The organism is Candidatus Planktophila sp., from assembly GCF_046070465.1.
Taxonomy (GTDB): domain Bacteria; phylum Actinomycetota; class Actinomycetes; order Nanopelagicales; family Nanopelagicaceae; genus Planktophila.
The window spans coordinates 1-20026 of sequence record NZ_JBJTMK010000126.1 but is presented as its reverse complement, the minus strand read 5'-3'; the positions used below and the strand labels follow the sequence as shown (position 1 = coordinate 20026).

Sequence of the window (20026 nt, the reverse complement as noted above, 5' to 3'; positions counted from 1 at the left end):
CCATTCAGGCCGGCGATGTTGTCGTCATCCGCTATGAAGGACCTAAGGGCGGCCTGAATGGTGCCATTTTCTAGAGCCTCCATCGCCGCTTGTTCGCGTTCGAAGACTCGTGCTGGTCCTTCAAATGTTTCGATACCAATTCCAGCTGTCTTACATACAGCGCCATCGGTAGCCAATGAGCCACCCAGGATTGTGATGCCTACATCGGTTGAGAGTGGAGTTGAGATGGGGTGCAAAACATCACCATCTGCAAGAGGTGGATTAATGTCGGCAAGGTTTTCCGCCATCGTCTTGCCTGTCACTGTCATACAATCACCGTGAAGGTAACCAGCATCAAGCAACATGCGAAGTACAACAGGAATTCCGCCGACTTTGTCGACATCGGACATCACGTACTTACCGAAAGGCTTGAGATCACCGAGCAATGGGACGCGTGAACCAATGCGGTGGAAATCTTCGAGTGTCAGATCAACATCTGCCTCGTGAGCAATTGCGAGCAAGTGCAAGACAGCGTTGGTTGAACCACCGAGCGCCATGACAGCTGTAATTGCATTTTCAAAAGCCTTCTTAGTAAGGATGTCGCGAGTCGTGATTCCCTTTGCAATTAAGTTAATGACAGCAGCACCAGCAGCCTCTGCGTACTTATCGCGACGGCGATCTACAGCAGGAGGTGCAGCTGATCCTGGCAATGAAAGGCCAATTGCTTCTCCGACAGTCGCCATGGTGTTTGCTGTGTACATGCCACCACAAGCACCCTCACCTGGGCAGATTGCCTTTTCAATTTGATCGACGCGCTCTTGAGTAATTAATCCGCGCGCACAAGCACCGACTGCTTCAAAGGCATCGATGATGGTCACATCTTTACCATCTACCTGACCTGGCAGAGTTGAACCTGCATAGACAAATACGGCAGATACATCGATACGAGCTGCCGCCATCATCATTCCTGGTAGAGACTTATCGCATCCTGCAAACATCACCATTCCATCGAGACGCTCTGCTTGCATTACGGTTTCAACAGAGTCTGCGATTACCTCACGAGAGACCAATGAAAAGTGCATGCCTTCGTGGCCCATGGAAATTCCGTCAGAGACAGAGATGGTGCCGAACTGCATAGGGAATCCGCCAGCATCGATGACGCCCTTACGTGATGCCTTTGCTAAGCGATCCAATGAGAGGTTGCATGGAGTGATTTCATTCCATGAGGATGCGATGCCGATCTGCGGCTTGACCCAATCCTCGTCGCCCATTCCTACTGCGCGGAGCATTCCTCGAGCTGGTGCGCGCTCGAGACCATCAGTTACTAGACCTGAGCGGGGTTTCATTGTCGACATGTGACGATTCTATCTCCATATCTCGCCAACTCTTTATCTGAGCAGGTGAAGTTCTCGCCCCTGCACTAAGATTCCACTATTCAAGATGTTTCTTGATTTCTTACTTCATCCAAAGCAATACCTACTTATTGGAGATACCTGTGCCACATCACGACCGTGACGCTCAAGGCCACATCAAGGGCCAAGCACCAGATCGTTGGAGAACACTGATTGTTATTGCGATTTCGCAATTGATGCTCGTTCTCGATAGCTCAATCATGAACATTGCAATTCCTAGCGCCAAGATAGATCTTGGTATTACTGATGCAAACCAGCAGTGGGTCATCACTGCTTACACATTGGCATTTGGTTCACTTCTACTTCTCGGCGGTCGCATCGGCGACTATATGGGCCGCAAGAAAATTTTCCTCGTGGGCCTCATCGGATTCGCTGCAGCATCTGCCTTTGGTGGATTCGCAGCAAACCAGGGAATGCTCTATGGCGCACGTGCACTTCAGGGTGTCTTCGGTGCGCTCCTTGCTCCTTCTGCACTCGCACTCATCTCTGAAACATTTACTGTTCCTAAAGAGCGCGCAAAGGCGTTTGGCGTAATGGGAGCAATCTCAGGTGGCGGTGCAGCAATCGGACTTATCGTGGGCGGAACACTTACTGAATTCTTCTCATGGCGCTGGTGCCTTGGTGTGAACACACCTATCGCAATCATCGCTGCAACACTTGCAATTAAGTATGTACACGAGTCAAAGGCTGAAGGCGATAACACTTACGACATCCCTGGCGTCGTGACAGCAACTGCTGGCCTCTTCTCACTTACCTATGGTTTTAACCAAGCTGCAACCAATGGCTGGTCTGATGGTCACACAATTGGATTCTTGGTAGCTGCGATTCTGCTCCTTGTAATCTTCGTAGTCATCGAGTCAAAGGTGGCAAATCCTCTGATGCCACTTCGCGTCATTACAGAGCGAAACCGTGGTGGTTCATATCTCGGTTCACTTGTCGTCGGCGCAGGACTCTTCTCAATGTTCTTGTTCCTCGGTCTCTACCTGCAGGTGATTCTTGGGTATAGCCCATTGCGCTCAGGATTTGCATTCTTGCCATTTACAGCTGGAATCATCGTCTTTGCAGGTATCGCGTCGCAGCTCTTGCCAAAGTTCGGCCCAAAGCCATTGATGATTCCTGGTTTGATCGCAGCAGGTATTGGACTTCTCTTGCTGACACGTATTACGCCTGAAACTTCATATCTGACACATGTTGTGCCTTCATTGGTCATTATGTCGAGCGGTATGGCACTGGTCTTCATTCCACTCACATCGACATCATTGCATGCTGTTTCACACCACGATACAGGCGTTGCATCAGCGATGGTCAATACATCACAGCAGATTGGTGGCTCGCTTGGAACCGCTCTTCTCAACACTGTAGCAGCTACCGCTACAACGACATTTGCAGCTGCAAATTCGAAGCTTGGCGATGCCTTAATGCCAGCGGCGATGACGCATGGCTTTACAGTTGCATTTAAGTTCAGTGCAGTACTTCTCTTTACCGGTGCTGCTGTTCTCTTCTTCTTCATCAATATCGGCAAGGAATCACTTGTTGAAGCTGAAGGCGTAGGAATGCACTAACAAAAGAAAGCAAAAACCCCGCCAGGCAGATTGCTTGGCGGGGTTTTCTTTATAGTTTTATTGACCCAAGAACTTGAGCAAGAGTTCGCGCACCTTGGCAGCATCTGCCTGACCTGCTGTCTCCTTCATGACAGCGCCGATGAGGGCGCCGGCTGCAGGAAGGTGTCCCCCGCGAACTTTCTCTGCAGTATCTGCTTGAGCCGCACATACCTTTTCAATAGCTGCCATCAGCGCGCCATCGTCATTAACGACTTTGATGCCACGCTGTGCAACAACCTCTGAAGGTGTTCCTTCACCAGCAACAACCCCTTCAACAACTTGACGTGCCAACTTATCTGTCAGCTCGCCTGATGCAACGAGGTTGATGAGCTCTGCAACGTGTGCAGGAGTAATAGAGAGTTCCTTGATATCCACGCCCTGATCATTTGCAATGCGTGAGATTTCGCCGAGCCACCAGGTACGGGCCTTCGTTGGGTCTGCACCGAGCAGAACAGTTGCTTCGACTATATCGAGAACATCTGCGTTGACCATCGCAGCGAATTCTTTGTCAGGAACAGCCCACTGCTCTTTCAAGCGCTTACGACGAATCGATGGGCGCTCAGGAAGTGCTGCGCGAAGCGTCTCGATCCATGCTGCATCTGGCTTTACAGGTACTAAATCTGGATCTGGGAAGTATCGGTAATCCTCTGCCTGTTCCTTCGAGCGACCTGAACGAGTAAGTCCTGTGTCCTCCTGGAAGTGGCGAGTCTCTTGCTTGACCTTTCCCCCCGTTTCAAGAATTTCAGCATGGCGCAACATCTCGCCACGGATAGCGCGTTCGACAGAGCGAAGCGAGTTCACATTCTTCGTCTCTGAACGCGTACCGAGTTCGGTTGCATCTTTCAGCATCAACGAAACGTTGGCATCGCAACGAAGCGATCCTTGCTCCATCTTGACGTCAGAGACGCCAAGACCGCGAAGGATGTCACGGAGCTCTGCAACATATGCCTTTGCAACTTCTGGTGCGTACTTTCCCGTGCCGGGAACAATCTTGGTAACGATTTCCACCAAAGGAATTCCTGCGCGGTTGTAATCGAGCAATGAGTAATCAGCGCCGTGGATACGACCGGTTGCACCACCTACGTGAAGCGACTTACCTGTGTCCTCTTCCATGTGAACGCGCTCGACCTCGATACGGAATTGCTGTGGACCTTCATCGGTATCGATTTCTACATCGACATAACCATCGAAACAGATGGGTTCGTCATATTGTGAAATCTGGAAGTTCTTAGGCATATCTGGGTAGAAGTAATTCTTACGAGCAAAGCGGCTATATGGCGCAATGCTGCAGTTAAGTGCGAGACCGATCTTAATTGTGGATTCAATCGCCTTTTCATTAACGACAGGCAGCGCACCAGGAAGAGCCAAGCAGACAGGACAGGTCTGCGTATTTGGTTCGGCACCAAAGACTGTTGCACATGAGCAGAACATCTTTGACTCGGTGTTGAGCTCAACATGGACTTCAAGTCCCAATACTGGGTTGTACTTTGCTACAACCTCATCATAGTTCAGCGCCATTAGTTGGCACCTCCCTTCAGTGCCGGAGCTTTTGTAATAAGCGCTCCACCCCACTGTGAGGTGAGTGCTGCTTCAAGTGCTGCACCCGCCTGATACAAACGCTGATCCTGCATTGCAGGTGCCATGATCTGGAAGCCGACTGGCAAGTTATCTTCATCAGCAAGACCTGCGGGCAGTGACATTCCGCAGATACCTGCAAGGTTTACCGGGATTGTTGCCACGTCACCGAGATACATCGCCATCGGATCATCGACCTTTTCACCAATCTTGTATGCAGTAGTCGGCGCAGTCGGAGATACCAATACATCTGCGACAGCGAATGCCTTGGCGTAATCCTGAATGATCAAGGTGCGAATCTTCTGAGCGCTGCCGTAGTAAGCATCGTAATAACCTGAAGAAAGTGCATATGTGCCAAGGATGATGCGGCGCTTTACCTCACGACCAAAACCAGCGTCACGAGTAGCTGCCATTACTGCCTCAGCTGATGCTCCGCCTTCATCTCCTGTGCGAAGCCCATAACGCATCGCATCAAAACGTGCGAGGTTGGAGGAACATTCAGATGGAGCAATTAAGTAATAAGCAGCAAGTGCGTATTCAAATGATGGGCAATCTACTTCAACAATCTCTGCTCCCAAGGAGGCAAGGAGATTAAGGGACTCTGTAAAACGCGTCTGCACTCCCTTCTGATATCCCTCTCCCTGAAGCTGCTTGATAACGCCAATCTTCATTCCCTTGACATCGCCGTTCTTTGCGGCAGCAACGACAGAAGGAACAGCGGCATTAATAGATGTCGCATCCTTCGCATCATGACCTGCAATGACTTCATGCAACATTGCTGTATCAAGAACTGTGCGACCAAAAGGTCCTGCTTGATCAAGTGATGATGAGTATGCAATGAGTCCATAGCGAGAGACTGCGCCATAGGTAGGTCGAACTCCGACGATTCCTGTCAACGCTGCCGGTTGGCGGATGGATCCACCTGTGTCAGATCCGATTGCAAGTGGTGCCTCAAATGCTGCTACAGCAGCAGAAGATCCACCGGAAGAACCACCAGGAGTGCGAGTTAAATCCCATGGGTTAAATGTTGGGCCGTATCCACTATTTTCGGTAGATGAACCCATAGCGAACTCATCCATATTGGTTTTACCGAGGATGACAATGCCGGCGTCCTTAAGCTTTGACACAACCGTTGAGTCGTATGGCGGCTTCCATCCCTGGAGAATTTTTGAACCAGCTGTTGTTGGTACGCCTTTTTGCGCAAGAACATCCTTCAGTGCAAGAGGAACACCAGCAAGTGGTGAAACGTTCTTGCCTGCAGCTCGATCTGCATCGACTGCGGCAGCTTGAGCAAGTGCGCCTTCTTTATCAACATGAAGGAAAGCTTTGACATCGCCATCGACTGCAGAGATTCGATCGAGGTGAGATTGAGTTAACTCAACTGATGAGACTTCCTTCTTGGAGAGAGCATCGGCCATCTCGGTTGCTGTTGTGAAAATCATGACTTACTCCTCTCCCAAAATCTGCGGAACGCGGAAGCGCTGTTCTTCTTGTGCAGGTGCACCGGAGAGAGCCTCTGCAGGAGTAAGGCTTGGGAGCACAACATCAGGACGTGCGATGTTCTCAATTGGCTGTGGGTGTGATGTGGCTTTAACGCCCTCAAGATTGACCTCTTGTACGCGAGCTACTGCATCGAGAATCATGCCAAACTGTGATGAGAGTTCGACGAGCTCATCCTCAGTCATTTCGATACGTGCTAAACCTGCCAACTTTGCGACTTCATCGCGTGAGAGTGTGCTCATGCGCGCAGTCTATAAAAAGCAGGGCCTATGAGCGAATCTGCCCATTTCCTGTAACGATCCAGGTGGTCGTTGTCATGGCTTCGAGCCCCATGGGGCCGCGAGCATGAAGTTTCTGATTTGAGATTCCGATTTCTGCACCAAATCCCATTTGTTCGCCATCGGTAAATCGTGTCGAGGCATTGACCATGACCGCTGCGCAATCAGCAAGCGCAATAAAGCGATTGATGTTCTCTTGGTTTTCACTGACGATTGCTTCGGTGTGATGAGTGCCGTAGGCGGCAATGTGATCTGCTGCAGCATCGACTGAATCAACAACGGCCACGTTCATCTCTAAGATGCCGTATTCGGTATACCAGTTCTCTTCGGTTGCAAGAGATGAAGGAACCCCGAATTTCTCTGCAACTTTCTGCGATGTTGAGTCGGCATGAAGTGCGACTCCTGCATCGTGAAGTGCTTTGATTGCCAGAGGCAGGAATGTCGGCGCAATTGCCTTGTGGACAAGAAGAGTTTCTGCTGCATTACATACAGATGGACGATGTGTCTTTGAGTTCAGAAGAATTGGGAGCGCCTTGGCGATATCTGCGAATTCATCAACATACACATGACACACTCCAGCACCAGTTTCGATAGTGGGCACTGTTGCTTCATCAACGACCATACGAATCAACTGCGCACTTCCGCGTGGAATCACGAGGTCAACTTTTCCGCGGGCAGTCAAAAGTGCCTTTACGGTTGAGCGATCATCAGATGGGATTAACTGCAGAACTTCTGGATCAATTGTGGTGAGCGCAAGCGCATCCTTCATAACATTAATGAGGATCTCGTTGCTATTGCGGGCCGTAGAAGATCCGCGAAGGAGCGCTGCATTTCCTGACATTAGCAAGATAACTGCTGCGTCGACGGTGACGTTGGGACGCGCTTCGTAGACCATTCCGATGACGCCGAATGGAACAGAGACCTGTCGCAGGTGCAGCCCATTAGGAAGTGAGGACTCTTTAAGCGTGCGACCAAGTGGATCAGGAAGCGATGCAACCTGGCGCGCTCCATCGGCCATACCTGTAATGCGAGCTTCAGTAAGAAGTAAGCGATCTTGCATCTGTGGATGCATATTCTCTGTACGAGCGTTAGCCATATCGAGTTCGTTGGCTGCGAGAATTTCAGGAGAACGCGCCTGAAGTGCTGCAGCGATTGCTTCAAGTGCGACCTTGCGATCGGCGCCCGATGCGGTTGCGATTGTGCGCGCAGCAAGACGCGCCTTATCGGCCAATCGTGCAATAAGAGCGACTGAATCCATGACAGGAATTCTACTTGGGTCTACCCTGCAGACGTGTCTACATTGATTAAGGTCGCCCGCAATACAGTCATCGTTCTCTTAGCCCTCTATCTCTCACTCTTTGGTCTTACCAAAGCGATTCGATATCCAGAGCCAATTGCGGCAATCAAACTTGGACTTGCACCAGCCTCAAAGACTCCTGAATTAATGCCGAGCCATTGGATTGTTGCGGCACCTTCCACTTTCGCTCCCTGGGAAAAGGGCGTCACAGAAACCATGAGCGATGTGACTTATCGCGATAAGAAAATCACTTTCCAGCAATTTCTCGATGCGACCCATACCAACGTATTCTTAGTGGTTCGTGGCGGAAAGCTCACTTATGAGTATTACAAAGATAAGAAATATGCCACTACTCGCCTTCCGTCATACTCAGTTGGAAAAGCAATGACCTCGCTTGTTGTGGGTCAACTCATTGATCAAGGAAAAATTTCCGAAAAAGACACATTTGTAAAGTACTTCCCTGAATACAAGACTGGTGGTGACTTCGACACAATCACTATTCAGCAATTGCTCGATATGCAATCTGGCGTGGGCGTTTCAGATAACTATCCATCAGGTCCATCAGGGTGGGGTGTTGCAATTGCTCAAATGTATGCCAGCACAGATATTCCGTGGTTTCTCAAACATAACCGGAAGATGGATTTCAAGCCTGGAACTGATTCCATCTACCGCAGCGTTGATCCGCAGATGATGGGAATGACTATTCAGAAAGTGACAGGGCAATCTGTCTCGGCTTACTTCACTGATCACATTTGGCAGGCAGTTGGCGCGGACTTTGATGCAACGTGGAACGTCGACAAGGTGGGAGGATACGAGAAGACCTTCTGTTGCTTCAATGCAGTGGCGCGAGATTATGCTCGCATTGGCCAGCTGGCGCTGAACGATGGGTTAGTGCCCTATACAAAGAAGCAGGTCATTAGCAAGGCATGGATGAAGCGGATAACAACTCCCGTGACTCGCCTTGATTATGACTGGGGCTATGGCGCCTACTTCTGGCACCCATATCCTGGAGTTTCATTGATGCTTGGCCTTCACGGACAGTTCGTCTATATCGATATCCCGAATGACACAGTCATAGTAAAGCTCAGTGATGAGCCAACCGATACCGACAACCTCTCCCCTATGGTGGCAGCTGTCTTGAAGCAAGTTTCAGAGCAAAACTAAATCATCACGGTGCACGAGTTCGCGTTCGAACTCTGCGCCAAGCGCTGCCGCTAACTCTTTTGTGGAGCGCCCCAACATCTGAGGAATATCTTCTGATTCGAAGGCGACTAGGCCGCGTGCAATCACTTTGCCATCTTTGGATACGAGTTCGACCGTATCTCCTGCACCGAATGATCCTTCGACTGAGGTAACTCCTGCTGGAAGCAGCGAGACGCCACGTTCGATAATTGCCTTGACTGCGCCGTCATCAAGAATCAAACGGCCACGTGCAGATGATGCATGTGCAAGCCACAGTAGACGCGCATTGGTGCGTTCGGATTGCGCATGGAAGATAGTCCCGAACTCTTTGCCGGAAATTGCATCTACAGATTGGGCAAGTGAGGTCAGAAGCATAGGTATGCCGGCAGAAGTTGCAATGCGAGCCGCTTCAATTTTGGTCACCATTCCGCCACTACCGACACCGGCAGAACCCGCTCCCCCAACTTCCACAGAATCAATATCAGCAAAGTGTAAAACTTCGTGAATTGCTTTTGCGCCTGGCTGCGATGGATGTGCGTCATAGAGCGCATCAACATCAGAGATGAGAACGAGCAAATCTGCCTGAACTAATAGCGCAACAAGTGCTGCCAGACGATCGTTATCGCCAAAACGAATCTCAGCAGTTCCCACCGAGTCGTTCTCATTGATGATTGGGATAACACCCAGGGAGAGCAACTTAGAAAGAGTCTGCTGCGCGGTGTTGTAATGACTTCGACGTACAACATCTTCAGTCGTCAGCAATACCTGCGATGAAACGATGGAGTGCGCACTAAAGAGTTCGTTGTACTTTGCGATAAGAAGACCTTGACCAACAGATGCTGCCGCTTGCTGAGTTGGAAGATCTTTAGGGCGCGACGTCAGTTTGAGAGGCGCAAGACCTGCTGCGATTGCACCGGATGAGACGATGAGAACTTCTGCTCCACGAGCGCGAAGCTTCGTTGCGATATCAACAATTTTGCCAACTGCTGATGCATCCAGAGCTGAACCAGCAGAACCTGTGAGCGAAGAAGAACCGACCTTCAGGACGATTCGCTTGGCGCCAGTGACTGCCGTGCGGTTCATTACTGCTCCTCAGTCTCTTCCGTTACTTCAATAATCTTGGGAGTGTGAGGGTCTGCGACCTTGTACTCCCACTGTTCTGCAATTTCTTCGTCAGAAAGAATATCTTTTTCGCGCTCGGGAACGTTCCATGTTCCTTCGAGTCGTGAATCTTCTCCACGGCGGTGCAAGAATCCTGCAAGTTGTTCGGCGCCTGCTTCGATAGTTGGCTCCCAATCGAAGACAACTTCGTTGATGCCAGAACCTATTCGGACTTCAGAACCTGCAACTGCACCTGCTTTGTAGAGCGCCTTCTCAACACCAAGCTGCGCTAAACGATCTGCAAGGTATCCAATCGCCTCTGCATTCTTAAAGTTAGTTTGAAGAACCCAGCGATAGACCTTGGCTCCGCGAACCGAGAATGAACCATCACCGTTCTTCTGAACGCTGAAGCCAGAATCATCAACAGCAGTTGGACGCAGGATGATGCGAGTGCGCTCTTCTGCCTTTGCAGCAACGCGCTCTGCCTGAACCAGGCGAGCCATTGCATACATAAGATCCTGCAAACCTTCGCGAGAGGCAGCCGATACTTTGTAAACATCGTAGCCACGCTCTTTCAATTGGTCTTCAACCATCTCAGCCATGGCAGCACCATCAGGCAAGTCGATCTTGTTAAGGGCAACGATGCGCTTACGACCTTCGAGGCCGCCATAGAGAGCAAGCTCATTTTCGATTGCATCAAGGTCATCAATCGGATTGCGATCAGTCTCAAGAGTTCCGCAGTCGAGAACATGCACAAGTGCAACGCAACGTTCGACGTGGCGAAGGAATTGAAGACCAAGGCCCTTGCCCTCTGAAGCTCCCGGAATCAGTCCAGGAACATCTGCCACTGTGTATCGAGTATCTCCGGCTTGTACAACGCCGAGGTTTGGAACCAAAGTTGTAAATGGATAATCAGCAATCTTTGGACGAGCAGCTGAAATTGCTGCGATCAGAGATGACTTACCTGCAGATGGAAAACCAACGAGTGCAATATCAGCAACTGACTTAAGCTCGAGTGTCAGGATGCGCTCTTCGCCTGGTTCGCCAAGGAGCGCAAAACCCGGTGCGCGACGCTTAGAAGATGAAAGTGCAAGGTTGCCCAAGCCACCCATTCCACCTCGTGCTGCTAAGAATGTTGTACCGATTCCAACGAGGTCAGCGATTTGTTCGCCATTTTCGTAGATAACTGTTCCGTTTGGTACGGCCAAAATAATGTCTTCACCTGAAACACCATCTTTGCGATCACCATAACCCTGGTGGCCTGATGTTGCTTTTCGGTGTGGTGAGTGATGGAAATCAAGAAGTGTTGTCACTGATGAATCGACAACGAGAATGACATCGCCACCGCGACCACCATTGCCGCCATCTGGACCGCCGAGTGGCTTGAACTTCTCACGCTTTACAGAGACGCAACCGTCTCCACCTTTTCCGCCGGTAGCAAAGAGCTGCACGCGGTCAACGAATGTTGTCATCGAACTTCTCCTTACTGATGAAACGTTGTATGTAATAAAAAAGCGGACCGCGATGAATGCGGCCCGCTCTCTTGTCGAGAAACCTAAATTAAACTGCAGGAACTACATTCACTACGCGACGACCGCGAGCGCGACCGAACTCCACTGAACCGCCAGCGAGTGCGAAGAGAGTGTCATCCTTGCCGCGACCGACGTTTGCGCCTGGGTGGAAGTGTGTTCCACGCTGACGTACGAGGATCTCGCCTGCATTGACAACCTGTCCACCGAAGCGCTTGATACCAAGGTACTGTGGATTTGAATCGCGACCGTTACGTGTCGAGGAGACACCCTTCTTACTTGCCATTTATATGGGCTCCTTTACTTCGCGCCGCTGATTGCGGTGATCTTGACTCGTGTGTGCTGTGCACGGAAACCTTGACGGCGACGATGACCTGTCTTGTTCTTGTAGCGAAGGATGTCGATCTTTGGACCCTTTGTCTCTTCAAGAATCTCGCCTGTGACTGTTACGCCTGAGAGAACCTTTGGATCTGTTGTGACGTTAGCGCCATCAACGACGAGAAGCGTTGGGAAGTTCACTGATGCGCCAACCTTGGCATCAATACGGTCAACAGTGATGGTCTCGCCCACTGTTACCTTCTCCTGGCGACCGCCAGCTTTTACGATTGCGTACACGCTTATTACCTCGAGTTCTCTTACTAATTACGCTCGAGGGGGTGCCTCGGGCAGACGCTAAGGATACGGATTTCGCACCCTAGGGGTCAAATTGGGCCAAAGTGCCTGCACTTGTGACCCGGGTCAAATTGGGGTTATTTCCCGCCTAGGCGGTAATGACTCCTGAACTAGCGGCGCGACGGCGGCGCTTGCCCTTCGGAGTGGTCACGGCATCGGGCTCGGACTCCCCCGGGACCTCATCATTTAAGGTCTCATGGAATTCGTGCTCTGTTGCCGCTTCTTCCTCAACATCTGGGTGATGGGCGCTCTGTGAGTTGATTTGAGGCATTGGAGCCTTCATCTTCACTGGATCCATATGGATATGAATTCCGCGACCATTACATGAGTCACATGTTGTTGAGAATGCTTCGATGAGTCCTTGTCCGACACGTTTACGTGTCATCTGTACGAGGCCCAGTGATGTTACTTCTGCAACCTGATGCTTGGTGCGATCGCGACCGAGGCATTCAACGAGGCGACGAAGCACGGCTTCACGGTTTGATTCGAGAACCATATCGATGAAGTCGATAACAACGATTCCGCCAAGGTCACGAAGACGCAACTGACGAGCGATTTCTTCTGCCGCTTCAAGATTGTTCTTGGTGACTGTCTCTTCGAGATTTCCACCCTTACCGATGAACTTACCGGTGTTGACGTCGATTACAACCATTGCTTCAGTGCGATCGATAACTAGTGATCCACCGGAAGGTAGATAGACCTTGCGATCGAATGCCTTTGCAAGTTGTTCTTCAACGCGGTAATCAGCGAAGAGATCGCCTGTCCCTGTGTACTTCTCAAGTCGTGGTGAAAGTTCTGGTGCGATGGAACCGAGGTAAGAACTAATTTCTTCCCATGCTTCATTGCCCTGAATTGTTAACTTACGGAAATCTTCATTGAAGATATCGCGGATAACACGTACTGCAAGATCTGGCTCTGAGAGCAAGAGCGCAGGTGCGTGGAAGTTTGGATTTTCAGACTTCTGATAGATCTCTTCCCATTGCGCCTTTAAGCGCTCGACATCTGCTGTGAGTTCTTCTTCGCTGACACCTTCTGCAGCGGTTCGCACAATGACGCCAGCTGTATCAGGAATCAAGTTCTTCAAGATTGACTTAAGACGTGTGCGCTCTGACTCTGGAAGACGCTTTGAAATACCTGACATTCCTCCGCCAGGGACAAAGACAACATATCGACCCGGCAATGAGATTTGGCTGGTAAGGCGGGCGCCCTTTTGGCCGATGGGATCCTTAGTGACCTGTACCAATACTGGCTGGCCAGTTTTCAAAACCATTTCAATCTTACGTGGCTCAGATTCAGAGATACCAGCTGCATCCCAGTTAACTTCGCCCGCGTAGAGAACCGCGTTACGGCCCTTTCCGATATCAACGAATGCAGCTTCCATCGAAGGAAGCACATTCTGAACGCGACCCAAGTAAACATTACCGACGTAGGAAACGTTGGCGTTACGGTTGACGTAGTGCTCGACCATCACGTTATCTTCAATAACAGCAATCTGAATACGATCACCAATTTGGCGCACAACCATCTCGCGGTCGACGTTTTCTCGGCGAGCTAAGAAGTCGGCATCGGTAAGAATTGTTCCGCGGCGACGGTATGGCTCACGGTAGGAATCATTGCGATCACGACCACCTCGATCGCGAGAATTGCGAGAGTTACGATCGCGAGTTGAGCGCTCACGTGTTGGGCGCTCTGTCTTTTCGCGAACTTCTCGGACCTTAACAACTGTGACGACGCCATCTTCGTCGATGGTCTCCCCCGGTGTTACTCCTTCGCCAGTTGCGCGACGGCGACGTCGACGTCGATGTGTTGTGCCATCAGCATCTGTCGTCTCTTCTGAATCATCAGCTGAATCCTCTGAATCCGTTGAGTTCTCATCGTCATTGACGCCTTCAACGCCATTTGGCTTACGACGTCCGCGGCCACCACGACGGCGACGGCGGTTACGAGAAGAACGACTTTCCGAATCTGATGTGGACTCTGGTGAATCTTGAGCGACAGGTTCTTTATCTTCAAGCGGCTCTTCTTTTGCAACTTTGGCAGTTGCCTTACGAGTTTTCGCTGGCGCCTTATCGGGAGTGGGAGCTTGAAAGACCGGAACTGGAACAGCGGCAGCTTTCTTACGGGTCTTCGGAGCAGACGCAACCTCTGTCGTCTCAACCTGATCTGGAACCCCTGCCACCTCAGTGACTTTTTCTGAGTCGGAGACAGGAGCTAAAGTCTTCTTAGAACTCTTTTTTACAGCCTTTTTACGGGGAGTTTTTGGCTCAATAGCCATATAAAAATACCTTCATTTCAAAATCTAGTGTGGTTCTTAAGCCGCGAGGCGCGATAGAGATCGCTGGCCGCGCTCAAGATGTGACCTAAGTATGGCAGAGGAAGGGTGAAATGTCCTATTCACCACGAAATTAAGCGTGGAAATTAGCCTCGATGGCGGACGTGGACATTCTGCAGAAGTCCGAAGCCAATCAGGTTGGCGAACATACTGGATCCGCCATACGACATAAATGGCAGCGGAACACCGGTCATCGGCATTAACCCCAGAGTCATTCCAATATTTTCAAAAGTTTGGAACGCAAACCATGCAATGACACCGGTACAAACCATCTGTCCGTAAGGGTCCGATGATCGTCGCGCAATTCCAAATGCTCTCATCAAGATGATGATGTAGAGCAAGATAATAAATCCGCTTCCTAGAAAACCAAGCTCTTCGCCAGCAACGGTAAAGATAAAGTCAGTCTGCTGTTCCGGAACAAAGCGTCCATTGGTTTGTGGGCCGTTAAATAAACCTGTACCGAGAAAACCACCAGAGCCGACAGTGATACGAGCCTGACGTAATTGATATCCCGCTCCTTGTGAATCAGCGTTAGGATCTACGAACGATTGAAGTCGCTTTACTTGGTACTCACTGATAACGCCAGATTTGGTCGCAACGATTCCACCAGCTACCGCCAAGATCAGAAGACCTGCGACCCATTTCACGGGTGCTCCGGAAATTCCGAGGATGGCAACAACAGATGCACTAATGATAAAGACTGTTCCCATATCTGGCTGCAGCAGAATCAGAAGGATTGGTAGTGCAGCGACAGCAAGCGCTCGAAGAATATCTTTGTTCGTTGGTTCATCGGAGTTATGGCTGCGCTCAGATAACAACATTGAAAGACCCACGATGATAGAAATCTTTGCAAGCTCTGCTGGTTGGATTTGGAAACCACCAGGCAACGGAATCCAGGCCTGCGCACCATTTACTTCAGAACCGAGACCTGGAATCAAAACAAAGGCGAGACCTAGTACACCCAGACCCCACAGCACTGGCGTGTAGGCGCGAAGCAAACGGTAATCAATAACCGTTGTTCCCCATGCAAGCAAGATGCCAATCACGATATTGATGACATGGCGCTTGAGGTAATACTGAGGATCTAAACCATTTGCTGCATACCAATTGCGAGTTGCTGCGTAAACGAGCAGAGTTCCCATCAAGAGCAAGATTGCGACCGCGACAGTAAGCACCGGGTCAAAACCGGAAAATGCTGATTGCTTACGAGCGCGGCGATATGGGTTGCGATAGAGAAGTGAGCTCATTTCTTCTTCTCCCCTGCAGGTCGTGTAGCTGGTGAAATCTTAGGTAATTTAATAGGAGGGACGTTATTTTTGAATAGCTGGGCACTTTGATCCACTTTGCCGCCCTTAACTCCGAAGAGAGTCTCAAAAATCTTTCGAACTCCTACGGCAGATGTACTTGCTCCGAATCCACCTTGACTCACCATCATGACTGCGACATATCGAGGCTTTGCGGCAGGAGCAAAGGAGGCATACCAAGCTGAGTCATCTTTTGCACGGCCGTTTGGATTCTTACCGAATACTTGAGCAGTGCCAGTCTTGCCTGCAGTTGCAAGTGGGAAACCAGCAAAGACTCCTGCTGAGGTTCCGGAAACAGTTACCTCATGAAGAGCATCATGCAAGAAAGCGATAATCTCTGGAGAGACTCCGATATCGCCAAGTTTCTCGTGCTGGAAAGTTTTAATGACTTTACCGTTGTTAGAGATAATCGCCTTGGCAACTGTTGGCTTCCAGATAGTTCCGCCATTAGCAATGGCGGCATACATCTGCGCCAACTTGATTGGCGTGATAACGGTATCTCCCTGGCCGATGGAGAAGTTCACAGCGTCACCTGCGCGAACTTTGTCACCATCTACGCAATTCTCTTTTGCTAGTTGAATTAAGAATGGAGTCTGTTGCGACTTAGTTGTGCGCTCTCCATAGTTGCAGTAGAAATCCTTATTTTGCGCATACCAAGCTTTGCGCCATTCGCGATCTGCCAAACGGCTCTTCGATTCAGAAGGGAGATCAATACCTGTCTTCTCCCCCATCTGGAAGCGCTTTGCTGCATTAAAGAAGTAATCATTAGCCCCGGACTTTGGTTTGAGTCCACCATCGCGCAACCACTCATCGAATGCGATGCGATACCAAATCGTGTCGCAAGAGACAGCCATCGCCTTCTTCATCGACAACACGCCTTGTGACTTAGATTCGAAGTTATTAAATACGCGAGTACCAACTTCAACAGATGCAGGACAGTCATATGATTTATTCATCGAATACCCTGCATCACTTGCAGCAATAACTGAAACGGCTTTAAATGTAGAACCAGGTGCGTAGAGACCTTGGAGTGCGCGATTGAGCGCTGGTACGCCAGTCTTTTCGCTAAAAAGACTCTCGGCCTCTTTTACTGTGAGGCCCTTTTCGAATGCATTGGGATCGAATGTTGGATAAGAGGCAAGAGCCAAAATCTCGCCGTTGGTTGTATCCATAACAACTGCTGCACCACCATCTGCGTAGTGGCCCGATGCCTTGGCGCGACGTACTGCATCAGCGAGAGCTTGTTCGGCTGATGCCTGCAGGCGTATATCAATACTAGTGACAAGATGATTTCCAGGAATTGGTTTTGTATTCTGGCTAGTGCTTGTAACGGCTTCTTTGCGGTCAACAATCACCGTCTTAATTCCAGGTGTACCGCGCAAGTATTTGTCGTACTGAATCTCAAGTCCTGCTTTTCCGATGGATTCGGATCTAAAATAAGAACGTCCACTTGCTCCTGACAGGTCGTAATCTGTTAGTGGTCCTACATAACCTAATAAGTGCGCAGCATTGACTCCAGCAATCTCTGGATAACTTCTGATTGCAATCGGTGTAGCTGAAATGCCTGGAAACTTATCTGAACGTTCCACAATCTGTAGGGCAATCTGAGGATCGGCCTCCTTGGTAATTGGAATAGGTTGGAAGCGAGAACCAGTCCAACATCCAGCCTTTTTACCTTTAGGAAGCTCGCCACATAATCTGGTGCGCTGCCATACATCTGCAAAGTTAAGTCCTAATAAATCCGAGAGATCTTTTACAACCGCATATCCCTTATCACCCTGCTTATCAATCTTGGTGCGATCGACAGTTACAGCAAGTCCCACTTTATTCAGCGCTAAAGGCACTCCTGATGAATCCACAATCAAGCCACGGGTTGCTGGCGTTACAACATCACGACTCTGAATAGAGAGCGCCGCATCTTTATATTTTGGAGCAGCAGCAACTTGGAGATAAAAGAGTCGGCCCATCAGAGCAAAAAGAAGTGAGGCAATAAAGATTTGTAAGAAGATAAGAGATAGTCGTGAACGCTGGTTCATAGGCGCGATGCCGTTCCGAATACAAGTGCATGCATGCGAGAGATAATCGGCAACAGCAGAGGCGTCACAATTGCCGACCAGAATGCTGTACCAAAACAGATGAAGATAACCTGTGTGATGCTGCCGAGTTGTTGACCGAGTAACAACCCAAAGAGTGCAAATGCCAATTGAGCACCGACCACACCTGCGACGACGAGAAAGACAATGTTCAAAGGATTGGCACGAACGTGATCGTCACCATATGAGAGAAATGAGATAACGAAAGAGACGAGAATCAAAACCAGGGTCCAGTGACCTAAAGGACCAGGCGATGTTTCTGATAAATCCATCAAAAGTCCAGCGCCGAAACCTGTCAGGGCACCAATCTCTGGTGTGCTCATCGAGGCCCACGCGAGGGTAAAGATAAGAATTAGTGAGAAGCCACCGGCAGGAAGTCGCATCTGTGTGACGAATCCTTCTTGCAACAGATAGACAACTAGGAAGATTGGCAAGGAGAAGAGAAATCTGCGCGAGATCATGGCTGGCTAGCTCTTAGTTGAAGGTGATGCGCTGGGTGTGGCTGTGACAGTCACTGTTGGAATCGGTGTTGGTCGTGGCTTCGCTGGAACTAGAGCGTCGCGAGGATCTGCTGACGGTGCCGAGACAACAACTGCAACAATACCTAGAGTGGAGAAGTTGGTATAAAACTTCACATCAGCAGTTTGCGTCACAGCACTTGCAGAGTTATCTACTGCAGTTACTTCACCAATCGGAACACCCGGCACGAATGGTCGGCCGTTATTGCTACCGCGAGCAAGAATTGCATCCCCCACCTTTACCTCAGTGGTGTTATCAAGCAGTTGCAAAACACCCTTGCGAGTGCCTTGGCCGCTGAGAATTCCAATTTGTTGCGTGCCAGCAATACGTGCACCTACACGAAACGCTGGGTCTGATGCCAGCTGCACAACAGCGCTATTGGCATAGGCAATCTTGACCACACCCACTAAGCCAAAACCCGAGATAACGGTCATGTTTGTATGAATGCCAGATGTGCTTCCGGCATCAATCGTAAGTGTCTGCGTAAATGATGTGCTGGCACCCTGAGAAATTACCTTTGCTCCAACAACTGTAAATCCACCATTGCCTGCAAGATCCAGTACGTTCTTCAGTTGACTTAACTCAGCATCAGCAACTTTGCGATTAAGCAGAGCCAGACGCAGCGCATCGTTTTCTTCCTTCAGCTTCTCAATTTGATTGCGAGTACGACCAAGATGGGTGACATCAGAGAGGAAGTTGCGGAAAGGAGAAACAATCCAAGAGCCTGCGCGCTGAACTGGTGTGAGTGCAGTCTGAGTACCTGTGCGAATACCGTCGATTACTTGCACGCCGCGAAGATCGAGAGTGATCAAAAAGAGCGATGTAACAATTAATACGATCAGTAGTAAGCGACCACGATTGTCGCCACCATAACGCACGGGTTAAAGACCTTTAGCGACGTGGCTCGGAAATCAAAACCTTTTCAAGGGCTTCGAATTCTTCAATGCAATTACCGGAACCTTCTACGACTGCATCGAGTGGACGGTCTGCAATGTGAATTGGCATTCCTGTTTCGCGACGAAGACGCTCGTCGAGCCCTTTAAGAAGTGCTCCTCCACCGGTAAGAACTATTCCACGATCCATAAGATCTGAAGAAAGCTCTGGTGGACACTTATCGAGAGTTCCTTTAACAGCGTTAACGATTGCATTGACAGGCTCTTCAAGTGCCTTGCGAATCTCTGCTGCTGTCACAACGATTGTCTTTGGAAGTCCAGTTGCGAGATCGCGACCACGAATCTCTGCGTCGTTCTCGCCCTGAAGTGGGAATGCAGAACCGATAGCCATCTTGATCTCTTCAGCTGTGCGCTCACCCAAAAGGAGTGAATATTCGCGCTTTACCCAGTTAATAATCGACTGATCGAGCTCATCTCCACCGACGCGGATTGAGAGAGCGGTCACGATGCCACCGAGTGAGATAACTGCACCTTCAGTGGTTCCGCCTCCGATATCAACAACCATATTACCTGTTGGTTCGTGGATCGGAAGTCCTGCACCGATTGCTGCAGCCATTGGCTCTTCGATGATGTAGACCTTACGTGCGCCAGCTGCATAACCAGCATCCTTGACTGCGCGCTGTTCTACACCGGTGATACCTGATGGAACGCAGACGACGATACGTGGCTTTGCCAAGTAGCTGCGCTTATGCACTTTCT

The 20026-nt window shown here is 50.0% G+C and carries 17 protein-coding genes; 2 read left to right on the top strand and 15 right to left on the bottom strand.

Annotation, left to right across the window (positions count from 1 at the left end):
• Positions 1 to 1334, bottom strand: a 1334-nt coding sequence (locus tag ACKOVI_RS05830) for a dihydroxy-acid dehydratase domain-containing protein (protein WP_509603155.1), incomplete at its 3' end; no start/stop codon positions are given.
• Positions 1335 to 1474: 140 nt separating this feature from the next.
• On the opposite strand from ACKOVI_RS05830, the gene ACKOVI_RS05825 reads away from it, so the two are divergent.
• On the top strand, positions 1475 to 2953 hold the full coding sequence (locus tag ACKOVI_RS05825) for an MFS transporter (protein WP_509603154.1): 1479 nt from the start codon (positions 1475 to 1477) through the stop codon (positions 2951 to 2953).
• 57 nt (positions 2954 to 3010) lie between these two features.
• On the opposite strand, the gene gatB is transcribed toward ACKOVI_RS05825, so the two are convergent.
• Genes gatB through ACKOVI_RS05805 form a run of 4 tightly spaced genes read right to left on the bottom strand, consistent with a single transcriptional unit; the run spans position 3011 to position 7603 of the window.
• Complete coding sequence (gene gatB / locus ACKOVI_RS05820; protein WP_509603153.1) at positions 3011 to 4510, bottom strand: Asp-tRNA(Asn)/Glu-tRNA(Gln) amidotransferase subunit GatB; 1500 nt, start codon at positions 4508 to 4510, stop codon at positions 3011 to 3013.
• Positions 4510 to 6009, bottom strand: coding sequence for an Asp-tRNA(Asn)/Glu-tRNA(Gln) amidotransferase subunit GatA (gene gatA / locus ACKOVI_RS05815; RefSeq protein ID WP_509603152.1), 1500 nt, complete (start codon positions 6007 to 6009; stop codon positions 4510 to 4512). Before gatA ends, gatB begins: the two co-directional genes overlap by 1 nt.
• Before the next feature lie 3 nt (positions 6010 to 6012).
• Positions 6013 to 6309, bottom strand: a complete 297-nt coding sequence (gatC, locus tag ACKOVI_RS05810; RefSeq protein WP_509603151.1) for an Asp-tRNA(Asn)/Glu-tRNA(Gln) amidotransferase subunit GatC — start codon at positions 6307 to 6309, stop codon at positions 6013 to 6015.
• A gap of 25 nt (positions 6310 to 6334) precedes the next feature.
• Complete coding sequence (locus ACKOVI_RS05805; RefSeq protein WP_509603150.1) at positions 6335 to 7603, bottom strand: glutamate-5-semialdehyde dehydrogenase; 1269 nt, start codon at positions 7601 to 7603, stop codon at positions 6335 to 6337.
• 33 nt (positions 7604 to 7636) lie between these two features.
• On the opposite strand from ACKOVI_RS05805, the gene ACKOVI_RS05800 reads away from it, so the two are divergent.
• The gene (locus ACKOVI_RS05800) at positions 7637 to 8806 is read left to right on the top strand and encodes a serine hydrolase domain-containing protein (RefSeq protein ID WP_509603149.1); all 1170 of its coding nucleotides are present in this window, start codon (positions 7637 to 7639) and stop codon (positions 8804 to 8806) included.
• Here ACKOVI_RS05800 and proB read toward each other — a convergent pair.
• From proB to ACKOVI_RS05750, 10 genes are all read right to left on the bottom strand, one after another.
• Positions 8792 to 9907, bottom strand: coding sequence for a glutamate 5-kinase (gene proB, locus ACKOVI_RS05795; protein ID WP_509603148.1), 1116 nt, complete (start codon positions 9905 to 9907; stop codon positions 8792 to 8794). The two genes, ACKOVI_RS05800 and proB, sit on opposite strands and share 15 nt — an antisense overlap.
• Positions 9907 to 11397, bottom strand: a complete 1491-nt coding sequence (gene obgE, locus ACKOVI_RS05790; protein ID WP_509603147.1) for a GTPase ObgE — start codon at positions 11395 to 11397, stop codon at positions 9907 to 9909. Before obgE ends, proB begins: the two co-directional genes overlap by 1 nt.
• Positions 11398 to 11485: 88 nt before the next feature.
• Positions 11486 to 11740 (bottom strand): 50S ribosomal protein L27, encoded by a 255-nt coding sequence (rpmA, locus tag ACKOVI_RS05785; RefSeq protein WP_509603146.1) that lies wholly within the window; start codon positions 11738 to 11740, stop codon positions 11486 to 11488.
• Positions 11741 to 11754: 14 nt separating this feature from the next.
• On the bottom strand, positions 11755 to 12069 hold the full coding sequence (gene rplU, locus ACKOVI_RS05780; protein ID WP_509603145.1) for a 50S ribosomal protein L21: 315 nt from the start codon (positions 12067 to 12069) through the stop codon (positions 11755 to 11757).
• Positions 12070 to 12214: 145 nt separating this feature from the next.
• Positions 12215 to 14401 (bottom strand): Rne/Rng family ribonuclease, encoded by a 2187-nt coding sequence (locus tag ACKOVI_RS05775; RefSeq protein ID WP_509603144.1) that lies wholly within the window; start codon positions 14399 to 14401, stop codon positions 12215 to 12217.
• 143 nt (positions 14402 to 14544) lie between these two features.
• Entirely contained in the window at positions 14545 to 15705 is a 1161-nt protein-coding gene (gene rodA / locus ACKOVI_RS05770; RefSeq protein ID WP_509603143.1) for a rod shape-determining protein RodA, read from the bottom strand.
• Positions 15702 to 17798 (bottom strand): penicillin-binding protein 2, encoded by a 2097-nt coding sequence (gene mrdA, locus ACKOVI_RS05765; protein WP_509603142.1) that lies wholly within the window; start codon positions 17796 to 17798, stop codon positions 15702 to 15704. The genes rodA and mrdA overlap by 4 nt, the downstream gene beginning before the upstream one ends.
• Positions 17795 to 18316, bottom strand: a complete 522-nt coding sequence (gene mreD / locus ACKOVI_RS05760; protein ID WP_509603141.1) for a rod shape-determining protein MreD — start codon at positions 18314 to 18316, stop codon at positions 17795 to 17797. The genes mrdA and mreD overlap by 4 nt, the downstream gene beginning before the upstream one ends.
• 6 nt (positions 18317 to 18322) lie before the next feature.
• A complete protein-coding gene (gene mreC / locus ACKOVI_RS05755) occupies positions 18323 to 19252 on the bottom strand; it encodes a rod shape-determining protein MreC (RefSeq protein ID WP_509603140.1) in 930 nt (309 codons plus the stop codon).
• A gap of 13 nt (positions 19253 to 19265) precedes the next feature.
• The coding region (locus tag ACKOVI_RS05750) for a rod shape-determining protein (RefSeq protein ID WP_509603139.1) at positions 19266 to 20026 on the bottom strand (761 nt) is incomplete at its 5' end.